Origin of the sequence: Eubacterium callanderi, assembly GCF_900142645.1 — a bacterium.
GTDB lineage: Bacteria > Bacillota > Clostridia > Eubacteriales > Eubacteriaceae > Eubacterium > Eubacterium callanderi.
Map to the genome: position 1 here is coordinate 268747 of NZ_FRBP01000005.1, position 13863 is coordinate 282609.

Annotated in this window: 10 protein-coding genes; 6 read left to right on the forward strand and 4 right to left on the reverse strand. The window is 49.6% G+C overall.

The window, feature by feature from the left end; all coding sequences use genetic code 11:
- Positions 1–108: 108 nt before the first annotated feature.
- Together BUC22_RS08325 and BUC22_RS08330 are read left to right on the forward strand one after the other, a co-directional pair.
- A complete protein-coding gene (locus BUC22_RS08325) occupies positions 109–2130 on the forward strand; it encodes a hypothetical protein (RefSeq protein WP_013379033.1) in 2022 nt (673 codons plus the stop codon).
- A gap of 135 nt (positions 2131–2265) precedes the next feature.
- Complete coding sequence (locus BUC22_RS08330) at positions 2266–3306, forward strand: DUF2804 domain-containing protein (RefSeq protein WP_013379034.1); 1041 nt, start codon at positions 2266–2268, stop codon at positions 3304–3306.
- 55 nt (positions 3307–3361) lie between these two features.
- On the opposite strand, the gene BUC22_RS08335 is transcribed toward BUC22_RS08330, so the two are convergent.
- The 4 genes from BUC22_RS08335 to BUC22_RS08350 all read right to left on the reverse strand — a co-directional run bounded on the left by BUC22_RS08335 (position 3362) and on the right by BUC22_RS08350 (position 8986).
- Positions 3362–5272 (reverse strand): bifunctional metallophosphatase/5'-nucleotidase, encoded by a 1911-nt coding sequence (locus BUC22_RS08335; RefSeq protein WP_013379035.1) that lies wholly within the window; start codon positions 5270–5272, stop codon positions 3362–3364.
- A gap of 183 nt (positions 5273–5455) precedes the next feature.
- Positions 5456–7360 carry a DUF2207 domain-containing protein gene (locus BUC22_RS08340; RefSeq protein WP_013379036.1) on the reverse strand — a complete coding sequence of 635 codons (1905 nt, stop codon included), beginning with the start codon at positions 7358–7360 and terminating at the stop codon, positions 5456–5458.
- Between the two features lie 96 nt (positions 7361–7456).
- The gene (locus tag BUC22_RS08345) at positions 7457–8011 is read right to left on the reverse strand and encodes a LemA family protein (protein WP_013379037.1); all 555 of its coding nucleotides are present in this window, start codon (positions 8009–8011) and stop codon (positions 7457–7459) included.
- Between the two features lie 72 nt (positions 8012–8083).
- The gene (locus tag BUC22_RS08350; protein WP_013379038.1) at positions 8084–8986 is read right to left on the reverse strand and encodes a PLP-dependent cysteine synthase family protein; all 903 of its coding nucleotides are present in this window, start codon (positions 8984–8986) and stop codon (positions 8084–8086) included.
- A 256-nt stretch (positions 8987–9242) separates the two neighbouring features.
- On the opposite strand from BUC22_RS08350, the gene BUC22_RS08355 reads away from it, so the two are divergent.
- The 4 genes from BUC22_RS08355 to BUC22_RS08370 all read left to right on the forward strand — a co-directional run bounded on the left by BUC22_RS08355 (position 9243) and on the right by BUC22_RS08370 (position 13854).
- Entirely contained in the window at positions 9243–9905 is a 663-nt protein-coding gene (locus tag BUC22_RS08355; protein ID WP_013379040.1) for an HAD family hydrolase, read from the forward strand.
- Positions 9906–9922: 17 nt separating this feature from the next.
- Entirely contained in the window at positions 9923–11692 is a 1770-nt protein-coding gene (locus BUC22_RS08360) for a hypothetical protein (RefSeq protein ID WP_013379041.1), read from the forward strand.
- Positions 11693–11796: 104 nt separating this feature from the next.
- The gene (rbr, locus tag BUC22_RS08365) at positions 11797–12390 is read left to right on the forward strand and encodes a rubrerythrin (RefSeq protein ID WP_013379042.1); all 594 of its coding nucleotides are present in this window, start codon (positions 11797–11799) and stop codon (positions 12388–12390) included.
- Between the two features lie 111 nt (positions 12391–12501).
- Positions 12502–13854 carry an HdeD family acid-resistance protein gene (locus tag BUC22_RS08370; protein ID WP_013379043.1) on the forward strand — a complete coding sequence of 451 codons (1353 nt, stop codon included), beginning with the start codon at positions 12502–12504 and terminating at the stop codon, positions 13852–13854.
- The last annotated feature ends 9 nt before the right edge of the window (positions 13855–13863 follow it).

Below are 13863 nucleotides of genomic sequence, written 5' to 3' on the forward strand. Positions count from 1 at the left end.
GGGAATAAAAACTTAATTTTAGATTTTGCGGTTTGTTTGTTGTCCTTTTTTGGGATACGGGTTCGTTATAATGATATGTAAATATATTGTAGCAGAAGGGAGTAAAAAATGAAAAAGCTGATTTTTAAAAATCCATTGCTTTTGGTTCTCGGCCTGATATTTGCCGTGCTGCTGGCCCTGCCGTCCGGTGTTTTCGCGGAGGAAAGCGCTGCTGCTTCGCCAATTATTAAGCAACCGGCAGATATCTCGGTTTCTATCCCAAATGAGGCCGTTTTTGAAGTAGGGGTTGACCATCCGGAAAATTACACCTACCAATGGCAGTATTTTCAGGATGGAGAAGGTTTTTGGCGTGATTATATGGGTGAAGGCGCTAAAGTACCTGTGTTAAAATTCTCAGCCACAAACATTACAATGAACACTCAGGAGGTGCGCTGTTTAGTAAAGGATAAAAGCGATCCTGAAAAGATATACGAATCCGATAAAGCAACACTGACTTTAGATAACGTAGAGGAAATTAAAAACTATGTCATTGCAGCGGGGCAGGGCATAGCGCCGGGACAGACAAGGAATTTTGGCGGTGGAGCCATGTCCTTATCTGAGGATGGCACTATTATTACGCTGGATAATGTCGATCTGGCAGAGCGGGAGGTTCCTGTTTTGGTAGGAGATCTTCAGGGATGTCTCAATTATACCAATCTTGAAGAAACGCCAAAACCTTTGACGATTAAAGTCATTGGAAAAAATACGCTGACCACTAATTACAGTGATGATGTTGGCAATGGCGTCAACATGATGCTTTACTTTGCCTCGGATAATATGCCGGACGTCACTGTAACGGGTGATACTCTGATCCTGAAGGGCGGTGAAATTGGCTTTAATGTGGGCGGCCGCACCGGAGGAACCAACTGTAATCTGATTATGGACGCAAATATGGAATTGGGAACAGCGTCGGATGAGTGGAGCACGGGCATCCGGTGCCATGATTTCACCTTAAAAACAGGTAAAACCCTGAATATCAATCGAACCAACAGCGCCCTAAACGTAGGGGGAAGCGTGTCTTTAGAGCCTGGCAGCAGCCTGATCGCGCAGCTTACGCCAAAGGATGAGGGATCTGGCTTTGCTTCGGTTACCGCGGTGAGGATACAGGGAGGCTTATTCATGAATCAAGCTGCCATGGAGATTACAGTCAACGTAGGGAAAGACTCTACGCGGTTAGCGCCGCTCACAGCGCTGGAAATAGCCGGTAACTGTGAGGAAAGCCAGGAACATCTGTACGCGGCTGGGAGCAGCCTTAAAATTAATCTGACATCTAAGGGGGATAACCCGGACCGCACGGCTCTGGGAAGTATTTCGGGCATTAACAGCACCAACAAAAAAGGAATTGATATTTTTGACAATACGGCGTTGGATATTCAGATAAATATGCCGGATGGCCTTGACGCTCTGGCTTACAACACAGCATCTAATCTGGCATTAAAAAATGGCTCAGATATGACTGCGAATGTGCGGGCGGATGGCAGCGTCATGGGGGTTATAGCCTATGACACTATGACGGTTGATGACGCCAGCATCAATACGAGCATCGACTCGTTGAAGAAGGACAGTTTCTCTTTTGCTCTTGGAGCTCAGCACCTCAAGGTTAACCTGACAGGCCCGGATAACAAGGTGAACGCCACCACCACCCAGGGGCTGGCATTGGGCCAGTATCTGAGAGATTCTGAAGTGGCTGTTGGTTTTGATAAGACTTATCAGGCAAACCGGATCAGCCTTACGGGCAAGGCTGTATTCCGGACGCCGGCGGACACGGTCTTAAGCACTGGCAGTTTGCTGGTAAGAGCAGCGGACGAGGTAAATAAGGAGCTGCACCAGGTTTTTGAAACCCCTTACAGCAAAGCGGATACAAGCGCTCCGGCCAAGACGGTCGTTATCGGTGTGGAAACGCCGTCCCCGACCCCGACCCCGAAGCCTGGCCCGACACCTGGCCCGACACCACAACCGTCTGTTAAAAATGGCCCGTCGACAGGGCTTTTGAAAAACGGCCCGGACCGCGCAGTCATGATGGCGTCAGGATTGTGTCTGGCAGTGGCCGCCATCGCTGTCATTTATGGGATAAAGCGAAAAAAAGATTAAAAACAGATCAAAAGATCGGCGCAACTTTGCGCCGATCTTTTAGTTTGATTAAGCGACGCCGGCCAGGGCGATAAAACCTGGCTTTAAGTTTTGTGGTGTATCATTAAGTCGATTACAAGAAAAGAGGTGACAGGCATGGGGACACAGCATGAAGTGACAAGGAAGCAGCCCTTGCTAAACGCAAATGGGCGGATAGGAGAGCCGGGCTGGGCAAAGCAGCTGGTGTGGGACTATAACCGTGATTGTATTGCGGCGCCCTGGTACAGGCGCAAGGAATGGGATTACTATCTGGTCGGTGACGGTCAGACCGGCGTGGCCTTTACTCTGTCGGATCTGGGCTACGCGGGCATGGCCAGCGTATCGTTCCTGAATTATATGGATTGGACAGAGCATACCGAAACCATTGTGGAACCGCTGCCAAGAGGAAAGTACGGGTTAGGCTGCTGCTCGGGAAGAGGGAGCTGCGGTGTTACGCACCCCAAAATCCGGTTGTCCTACACGGCAGAGAAGAATAAACGCCGTATATACTGCCGTTTCCCTGAATTTTTGGAGGGAAAAGCATTGGAGGCGGATATTGTGCTCTACGAGCCGGATATGGATACCATGTGCATTGCGACGCCCTGGGCTGAAAAGCCAACGGCCTTTTATTATAATCAGAAGATCAACTGTATGCCCGCCTGCGGCTGGGTAAAGCTTGGAGAAGAAAAACACCGTTTTACGCCGGACAGCGCCATGGGTGTGCTGGACTGGGGAAGAGGCGTCTGGACCTATGACAATACCTGGTACTGGGGAACGGGCAGCGGGTGGCATGATGGCGAGCCCTTTGGCTTTAACCTGGGCTATGGCTTTTCGGACCGCAGCAGTGCCAGCGAGAATATGGTCTTTTACCGCAACCGTGCCCACAAGCTGGACGAGGTCACCTTTATGATTCCCAGGAACGATGAGGGCGGCTATGCTTTTATGGAGCCTTGGTATCTGACCTCAAATGATGGCCGTTTCGTGGGAAGCTTTACTCCCAGAATGGACCGTCAGGCCAACATCAACCTGTTGGCCGTCAGAAGTGTGCAGCACCAGGTGTTTGGCTGCTTCAGCGGAAAGGTGACTCTGGACGACGGCACCGTCCTCGACATCAGAGATTTCCTCTGCGCTGTCGAGGTGATCCACAATATGTACTGATGAAAAAAGAACCCGTATCGCCGCGATACGGGTTGAAAATTCTCCGTTTTTAATCTCAGACTCTGTGTTTTCTAATATGATGGCGGCGTATAAGGAGAATAATGACAATCAGCAACAGAATAAGGCTGGCGATGATACCGTAAACCGCCAGGGCGATGGAGGATGGGTTTGCGAAGAAGGTGACGAGGGTGTTATCCACTGGCGTTTTGACTTCCCGGGCAATATTGTAGCTGGCAGGAATGGTCCGCAGTCCGCTCTCGCCCACCGGGAAGGAGTGGATGTAATCGGACAGGGCGATCCACTCCTTGGCTTCTGTGCCGGTTGGTGTATGGATAATCAGTGTATTGGTGTCTGAGACCGGATTGCCATCCTTATCCCTGGGCGCCAGCGTGATGATGCCGTGGGACATCTTAGTAATGAGCCCGGTCATGTTGGCAAGATACTGACTGGTGGTCACGCGGTACAGCCGGTCCTCATCCAAGGGGGTCCAGGCGCCGTCAGCGTTTTGGGTTTCTACCCCTGTCACCTTATCCAGCGGGAGACGGCTGTCATTGTAGGTGTAGCGCAGACCGGAAAAAGAGAACTGAACCTCCTGCATCATGGGATACATGGAGACGTCAATCTGGCACAATGTCTTAAGCTCTGAGCCGTAGAGATAAAAATCCACCAGTGAATAGCCGACGCTCCCGTCAGAGCCTGAGCCCAGCGAAAGGATATTATAAACGCCTGATTCGCTCAGGTTTCCTTTATAGATGGTGTCTCGGACAAGGCCGGCGTTGACAAGGGAAATATCTGCGTCCACACCGTTCTGGGCAGCGCCGTAGCGGTAGGCGTCGGTGATAATATCGCCGAGGTCGGAGTTGTCAAAGTGCCCGAGCAGATCATCCACAGTGGCGAAATTATGGTCGGAGACGGCCGCGGTGGCGTCAAAGCTCTTGCCGAGCGGTGTTAAAAATTCCTGCTGAACAACATCCTTGCAGGTGTTGATGGACGCTGCGATGTCCGGATCCATGGTCACGTCCCGGCTGTTTTCAATCAGCTGGTAGCTGTCCACCTTCACGGTGTTGTCAGCTTCAAGTTTCAGGTCCAGAAGCCCCAGGTGCTCGCCGCGCCAGCCACAGCCCACAATGGTGGTGCTGCCCTCGGTAATTGGCGTATCCAGCGTGGTGTGCGTGTGTCCGCTGACAATGACATCAATATCGGGCACGGCTTTTGCGAGCTGCTGGTCTTCAGACTTTTCAATATCCGGATTGGTGCCGCCGTGGGACAGGCAGATAATGACATCCGCGTTCTGTGCTTTCAGGCTGTCCACACAGTCCCGGGCGGTTTCGGCAGTATCGGCAAAGCTCAGAGGGGCGTAATTGACCGTGTAATCCTGGGCGACCTGGCTGAGCATGCCAAAGACCCCGATTTTCAGGCCGCCGCGCTCGATGATTTTTGTGGCGCTGCTGCCATAGGCATCAAAGGCGTTCTTGATCTCCTTTGATTCGGGATCATTGCCAAAGACCATGTTTGAATTGAGCATGGCTGGCCGTTTCTGCGCTTTAGAGGCTGAGCGGAGTGCGGCGGCCAGCCCCTCGGCACCGTAGTCAAATTCATGGTTCCCGATAGTAGTAGCGTCAAAGCCCATCTCGCCCATCAGGTATAAATCCGGCGCGTGGGTTTTAAAAATACTGTTGAACAGAGTGCCCATGGAAAAATCACCCGCGTCCAGCACAACAGTGTTATCGGTCCGGTTTTCCTTAATCAGGGTTGCCAGCCGGGCGTATCCGCCCATGGTGGTGCGGCCGTCAGCTCCATCCGCCACGTCGTAAGGCAGGATATAAGAGTGGAGGTCATGAGTAAAGAGCACCCGGAGCTCCTGCTCCTCTCCATTTTCTGTTCCTGCCGCCAGCGCGGCGGTTGCCAGCCAAAACAGGCAGAAAGTAAAAAGCAGAAAAACTGTGGCTATCCGTTTGATTTTCATCGTAAAATCCCCCTTATTATGGATTGCTTCCCCCTTGTGTTGGTGTCTTTATTATACACCTTTATTGACATCAAAAGAGCAGCAGGAAGATGGAAATTTTCTCAAATTAAGAAAACCCCCGTGACGCTGCGCAAACACAATGACACAGGGGGTTTTTTAACCTTTGGAGAGCGGAGAAGGTTCTTACCAGCTTCCGCCGCCACCACCACCGCCGCCGCCGCCGGAGAAGCCGCCGCCGCCAGTGAAACCGCCGCCGCCGAAGCCGCCAGAACCGGAGTTCGGGGGAACGGTAATGTTGGTTGAGATAGCGTTCATGCTGTGCATGAGGGCGTTGGTGAAATAAATTGTGTTGAACATACTGTAGGAATCATAGGTTCTGTACCAATGCGGCGGTTCGATGGCCAGGCTTTCAAACCGTTTGGCCCATTTGTCCGTGACGCCCAGCACATAGGCATAGGGGAGCACATCAAAGAAATAGTTGGGGTTTTCATCCACCAGGGTTTTGATGCGGTCCAGCTCTGCGGTCTGGATAAAGTTTTTAAAGCCAAGGGTTTCGCCAAGCCATTTATTGCCCTGTGGTGTCCGCTTGGTGGCAAAGGCGCCCAGAAACGCCGTGATAACAGATACCGCCACTGGCACCAGCGGCATCAGAATCGTGCCAAAGGTGACCGTGCCTGTGGCCAGCACAATGACCAGGAGGGCGGCGGAGATCAGGGTGCCCGCGATCACACGTCCGGTAAAGGAGCCTGTGGTCATGCCCTGCCGGGTTTCGATGGTGTGGGCCAGGAAGCTGAGTCCCGCAAAGGGAAGAATCCCGAACAGACAGCCCATGATCAGCACCATGAACACATCAAAGTAGCCCTCGGTCCGATAGCCGGTAATACAGCCAAAAATGAACAGAGGAAGGAAACAGGCCAGGTGAATAAAGGCCTGGGCTGTCTTGGAGCCAGGAGTGAACAGCTTATTCTGGGGCTCCGCGAAAAAGCCGCCGACCTCCGCTTTGGCCACCTGCATATCCTCGTAAAAGGTATCCTCCAGATCCTTCATGCTGGAGACAGTACGCCCGCTCGGAAAAAGGGCGCGCATAACCGTGCGTTCAAAATTCAGAGCGTCAGCCGGGAGTTCCTGAACCTTCTCAAATTTAAAGTTCTTTTTGCTGGTCTGCTCAATGGTCAGATAGCCCTTATCCGCCAGATACATGATCATGGAAAGGATTTCCTCATTGCCGGTTTTGCCGTCAATGATGGTTCCAACCTGGGCTGGTGTGAGCTTATCCGGTGCGTAGAACATGACGGGCTCCAGTGGCTTCTGGTCACGGCCAAAACGGAACCATAGGACAACTGCGAGCGCCAGGCACAAGCCGGAGACAATATAGACAATGGGATTCCATTCGTTACCAGTACGCGCACCTACAAAATACCCCTGAGGCAGGCGGATATTGAGAGTAACGCCCTCATTGGCCTGCAGTGGACGATTAAGGGTGCCGTGAATGGTATTGCCATCAACGGTGTAGGTTACCGCGTTAGTATCAGTGCTGCCATAGCCACCCACAATGAACTCAAGGTTTGAGGGGTCGAATTCCTTGGGCATATTAACAGTAAAGCTTGCGCTGTCAATGATGGTATCCCATTTTGCAGGAATGATATTGAAGTAAACATCGTCAAACTGGCTAATATGGTCATCCCCAGGGTCCCAGGTATAAGAAATATCATAGGTCTGGCTGCCATCCACATATTCATCTTCATCGCCGATTTTAATAACTTTGCTGCCGTTTTCGGAATCGATGTCAAAGTTGTAGCCTGGAACCTTGATATCAGAGACTCGGGCGTTGTAAGATGTCTCAGTCGGTTTGCCGTCGATATCACGGTAATAGCTTCCGCTGTAGGGAATATAGCGGTAGAGCCCGTGCCGTGGCTGGCTGAAGGTAACGTTGATTTTCTCGTTGACATCGTAGGCGTGGTTTTCCTGTACGTTCATGGTCACATCATAGCTGTCTATGGTAAAGTATTCTCTGGCCAGACTAGCTCCTGGGAACACAAGCGCCAGCAGCAGAAGAAGCGCCGCCAGTACAGGCAGTTTCTTTTTCATAGGTGCACCTCCTTAAAAGAATGTAAAAAGGAGAATGGAGAATTAAAGCTTTTGTTCTTTTAATTCTCAATTCTCCAAGCTTAATTGTCCGTAGATTTAAAATTGTACTTTCACGTTTTCGCGCTCTTCCTGAGAAGACACTTCAAAATAAGGTTTCTTTTCAAAATGGAACATGCCTGCAATGATGCTGCTCGGGAACATTTCAATTTTGTTGTTCAGGTTTTTCACGGAAGCGTTGTAATATTTCCGTGAATTGGCAATGTCTTCTTCAATGGTCTGAAGCTGACGCTGCAGGTCCATGAAGTTGGTGTTGGCCTTGAGATCCGGATAGGATTCAGCAACGGCGAACAGACTTTTCAAGGTGCCGGTCAGTGCGTTTTCGTTTTTCAGCTTTTCATCAATGGATGAAGCGGTCATGGCTGCGTTGCGGGCCGCAGTTACCTTTTCCAGTGTCTGGGATTCATGGCTTGCGTAACCTTTGACGGTTTCCACCAGATTGGGGATCAGGTCGTACCGTTTTTTCATATACACGTCCATGGTGGAAAATGCTTCCTCCGCCTGGTTTTTTGTTTTGACAAGGCCATTGTAGCTGCCCATTACAACAAGGGCAAGAATGACGATAATGGCAATGACTATAATGATTGCGATCATTGTAAACCTCCTGCGTTTAGTTTCTTATTATTATACCACATTTCGGCTGAGCCTAAAAGAAAATCAGACGGCTTACAGCTTAAATAAATCCGTACTTAAGTATTTTTCTCCCCGGTCCGGGAAGATGACGACAATCAGCCCTGAATCGAGCGTCTTTGCGACTTCGCAGGCCGCGTACAGGGCCGCGCCGCTGCTCATGCCCACGAAGATGCCTTCCTTCATCACAATTTGTCTGGCGTAATCAAAGGCGATCTCAGACTCAACCATGATGTGGGTGTCGATTTTATCCGGGTCATAAATGGCGGGAACAATGGCTTCTTCCATGTTTTTAAGCCCTTGGATGTAATGGCCCTTTACGGGGTGGGCCTCCACGATCTGAACATCCGGGTTATGGCTTTTAAGGCCCATGCCGATGCCCATGATGGTACCTGAGGTTCCCAGCGATGAAACCATGTGGGTGACCTTTCCGTCGGTCTGTTCCCAAATTTCTTCGGCGGTGGTAGTGTAGTGTGCCAGCTTGTTGTATTCGTTGCTGAACTGGTTCGGGTTAAAATATTTGTCTGGATTTTCCGCGAGCAGCTCCCTTACCCGGCAGATCGCGCCGTCAGTACCTTTGTCCGGGGCGGTCAGGGTGACCTTGGCTCCAAAAGCCTGAATCATCTTGCGCCGCTCGATGGAAACGGCCTCGCTCATCACGATTTCCACATCATAGCCCTTGACAGCCCCGATCATGGCCAGGCCGATACCGGTGTTGCCAGAGGTGGGTTCGATGATGGTTTTATCCTTTGTCAGCGTTCCTTCCTCCTCGGCCTGCTCAATCATCTTGAGGGCAATGCGGTCCTTGATGCTGCCTGTGGGGTTGAACCCCTCTACCTTGGCGACGATTTCTACTCCTGGGTTTGGGCTTAAATGGTTGAGGCGCACCATGGGGGTGCGTCCGATGGTCTCTAAAATATTGTCGTAAATCTGCTGCATGTTGTGCTTCCTTTCTGTATCCTTGGCTTTATGGCATAAATGGTGAAAATGGATTCATTCCTGCATAACATTATAGTACAAAAAGCAATGGACTGCACGGGTAATTTGAGAAAAAACAAAGCTGAAAACCTTTTGCAGCCAAGAAAAGCTTTTATTTGAGAGACATTTGTATTATAATGAAAGACAATCATAATTGAGAAGTAGAACCCGGATGGGATTATTTCCATCCCAATGGGATAGTTGAAGGAGGGTGTTCATGAAATATCATTGCGTATTGTTTGACCTGGACGGCACATTGCTGAATTCCAAGGAGGGGGTCTGGCGTTCCTTTGAGTATGCGTTGGAAAAGCTGGGGTATCCCGAGCCTAAAATTGAGGACATTGAGCCCCTTATCGGGCCGCCAATCGAGCAGGTCTTTACGAAATATTACGGCTACAGCAAGGAAGATGGCTGGCGGGGACACGATTTTTACCAGGAGGAATACGTGACCCATGGACGTATGTATAAGGACCCTTTCTTTGACGGAGCCGCCGAAACCGTAGAAGCGCTGCGGAGCTTGGGCTGCACCGTCGGCATCTGCACCAATAAGGGCGAGCCCACAGCCCGGAAGATCGTGGGAAAATCTGGGGTCAATATTGATGAGGATCATGTATACGGCCCCGATACGGCCGGCACGCGGACCAATAAGATTGAGATCATCAACGCCTTTTTAGAGGATTACGGTTATCATACGCCTGAGAAAAAAGCCGGTGTGCTTATGGTGGGGGACCGCTATTATGATATTGAAGGCGCCCAGGCCTGCGGAATTGACGCGGCAGGCGTGGCCTTTGGCAACGGCACCCGTGAAGAGCTGCTGAATGCTGGCGCCATCGCTGTGGTGGACCACATGATGGAGCTGGTTGAGATCGTAAAAGGATAGGAGAAAGGAAGTTATTTATGGAAAATATGAATGTACATCGCAGTATTGTGATCAATGGCGATTTGAAGTTTACGAATGTCAGCCGGGTTTTACAGTCTAAAACCTTTGGAAAAATGATTACCACTTTTGTAAATGAGCTGGAAATCCGACATTCAAGAAAATTGAAGGCGGTCATCCCTTTTCGTGATGAAAACAAATCCTTTGATTTGGAAAAATTCCGGGATTTTGTGACCCTGCTCAATATGAAGTCTTTAAAAGACGTGATGCGCAGCGGCTATTTTGATATTCAGTACGGTGTGGATGAGTACACTGCCATCATGCTGGATTTTCTAGAAGGCTTTTACAACTACTGGCGCAATATCCAGCGCTTTATGGTCAAGAACGAAACCTATAATCCGGACGACGGCGCAAAACGCTCCAAGGCTCACTCGCTGGCCTCCAACAATGATTCATTGAAAAAGCTGGTGCTGGATTTATACCGCAACATCCTGTACAACGTCACCGGCAAGAGCCTGAGCATTTACCGTCAGCTGCCCTCGGGCGCCCAGGTGTCTTTTCTGGTCGACCACTTTGACTTCCCAAATGACATCAAGAGTAAAAACGATTCGCTGTACCGCGTGCCCTATGTATGGGAAGCTATTTTCGAGCCGCCGGTCATTTTCTATACCCAGTCCAGCAAGCGAAACGGCGTGTTCCCCATCAAGAAGGACAAAAAGATTCTGGAACGCTTTTATATGGATTCTGAATCCTGGTACGCCATCCCGGTGAAGGCGGGACGTCTGCTGATCATCGCGTACTGCCATAAAGATTTTCTGGAGCTGGGCGCTGGCCTGTTCAATCTTTTCGAGCTGGCCACACCAGAGGAATTCCTGCACAAAAAGCCAGACGGCGCGGTTTTCTTCGGCCTGGACAAGAGCCTTTTTGAAGAAGACGAGATGCGCGGCTTTGTGGTTAAGGAGGACGGCGTCTACTACGGCATGCTGCCAAACGATCCGGAAATTGACTACTTTGGATACATGAAGAAAATGATTCTGACCCTGCACAACATTATCCAGATCAAAAACTTCTGGCTGCCCATCCACGGCGCTTTCGCCAAAATACGCCTGGCCGGTGAAAAACCAGTAAACATCATGCTGGTTGGGGACAGCGGCGCCGGCAAGTCCGAAACCCTGGAGGCCATTCACAAGCTGCCCAAAGAGCTGGGCTGCGACGTGGATATTCTTATCGACGATATGGGCTCCCTGCATTTTAACAAGGAAGACGAGCTCATGGCTGTGGGAACAGAAATCGGGGCATTTGTCCGTCTGGATGACCTCCAGCCAGGCTACGCCTACAGCACCATGGACCGCTCGATTTTCATGAACCCTAACATCGTCAACGCCCGGGTGATCGTACCGCAGATGACCTATGAAGAAATTTCGGCTTCCACTCCGGTCGATTATATTTTCTACATTAATAATTATGAAAAAATTGACGATGCACACGCACCCATCGAAATGTTTGATGACCTGGATACCGCTCTGGCGGTATTCTCAGAGGGCAAGCGTATGGCGAAGGGAACCACCGGTGAGGTGGGCATCACGACCACCTATTTCGCGAACCCCTTCGGCGCGGTACAATTAAAAAGCGAACACGAAAAGATCGCGGAAAACTACTTCAAACGCATGAAGGAAAAAGGCATTAAGATTGGCGTTATCCGTACACAATTGGGAATCCCGGGCTTTGAACAGGATGGTCCTTTTGTCGCCGCCGAATCCCTGGTAGATTTTATTAAGCATATTAAGTAAAAATAAAATTATTCTAAATTAGCCGGTGAAATAATTTGAAATTTTTTTGAGATCGCGTTATAATAAAGAAACGAACAATATCAAAATCAAGGAGGAATTTACCAATGGGAAGATTAAAAGGTACGGAAACCCTGTCAAATTTGATGAAGGCATTTGCAGGTGAAAGCCAGGCGCGTAACCGCTATACATTTTTTGCCTCAAAGGCTAAAAAAGAAGGGTATGTACAGATTCAGGAAATTTTCCTGGAAACTGCAGCAAACGAAAAAGAACACGCTGAAGTTTTCTATAAATATATGGCGGCCGAATTAGAAGGCGGCGAAGCCATGATGCTGAATGTTAACGCAGACTATCCGGTGGCATTAGGCGATACTAAAAGCAATCTGTTAAACGCAGCAGCCGGCGAAAAGGAAGAATGGGCAGACTTATACCCAGCTTTCGCAGCAACCGCTAAAAAAGAAGGCTTTGATGATATTGCAGAATCCTTTACCCAGATCTGTGTGGCTGAAAAAGCGCATGAAACCCGCTATAAGAAATTAGCTGCCAACATTGAACAGGGCAAAGTATTCAAACGCTTTGGTGATGTCAGATGGAAATGCGGCAACTGCGGCTATATCTATGAAGGCAACGACGCGCCTCAGGTATGTCCTGCCTGCAAGCATGACCGCTCTTACTTCCAGCTGTTTGTTGAAACCTACTAAAATTAATAACAAAACCCGTGGTGCCGTAAAATACGGCGCTGCGGGTTTTTTAGTTGCGGGAACTTTCAAAAGGCGGTAAAATAGAGGTAATACGAAAAAAGGGGAAATGTGATGGAAAAAACGGTTGTTCAAAAGCTTATCGGCCTTCTGGCGGGTCTGTTTGTAATAGGGGCCGGGATATTTTTAATTCTGAGGCCAAAGACCTCGCTCACTGATCTGGTGGTGCTCATCGCTGCGGTTCTTCTGATCATTGCGTTCATGAATTTAGTGGCAGTACTCTATAAGAAGAAGATAAAAGGACAGGGTGAGGTGCTGGAAGCTGTGGTCAACCTTGGCTTTGCCATTGCCTTTTTTATCTTTCGGTTTAAGGTGGTACGCTGGATTCCTGATATTTTTGCCGGGTGGATCATTCTGAACTCTGTCATTCGTTTTGTATCTGCGGTTACTTATTTTAAAGACGGCGCGCCAAACTACGGTGCCTATTTTGTGAACGGAGTGATCACACTGGTGGCAGGGGTTCTCATGCTGGTTAATAACCGTCTCAACGCCATTGGTTTTGGGCTGGTGGCAGGCATATATGTGCTTTGGTACGGTTTTACCATGATTTTCGACACCTTTAATGAAGAATCAACCCAGCAGAAAATGTCGGCCACGGCTAAAAAGATGCAGAGAAAGCTGCGCTTTGCCATTCCGCCAGTTATCGGTGGCCTTCTGCCCCGCAAGCTGCTCAAGGAATATGACGCGAAAGTGGCCTCCGAAGACGCCAACGCCTATCTCCATAAACAAAACGTGTCCATCCCCGAAAAGGCAGCGGGTCTTGCGCCCTTCAATGTGGAAATACTGGTGCATCTGTCCAAAAAATTCATGGAGTCCTTTGGCCATGTGGATCTGATCTTGGGGGATGAAGCCGTGGCCTACGGTAATTTTGACAGCCACAGCTACCGTCTGTTTGGGGTGATCAGTGACGGGGTGCTGTTTAAATGCAACCGGGAACGCTATCTTAGGCAGTCCGTCTATCATGATGATAAGGTGCTCATTGCCTTTAAGGTGGCCTTTGAGAAGGAGGAGCTTCTCCAGATAAAAAAGAATTTTGACACCATGCGGGAAAATATGGAGGAATGGTACTGTGATACCCAGCTCATGGAGCAGGGACTTCTGCCTGAAAAGGACTATAGCGACATCGCCGACCAGATCTATAAGGGAAACGATGCGACCTTTTATAAATTCAAAAAGGGAACCTTGAAAACCTATTTTGCTGTGGATACCAACTGTGTCAAGGTAGCGGATTCTCTGTTTGAGAACACCAATTTTGACAAGCCGGCCATCCCTGGAATCGTAACCCCAGGGGCCTATTATCAGTTTTTGATGCGTGAGCTTGAAAAGCCCGGCACTAAAGTCTATGAGCGGCACGTTTATTCAAAGGAAACGCTGACTTACAATAAAGAACTTGAAACTGGAAAATAAAAAAGCATG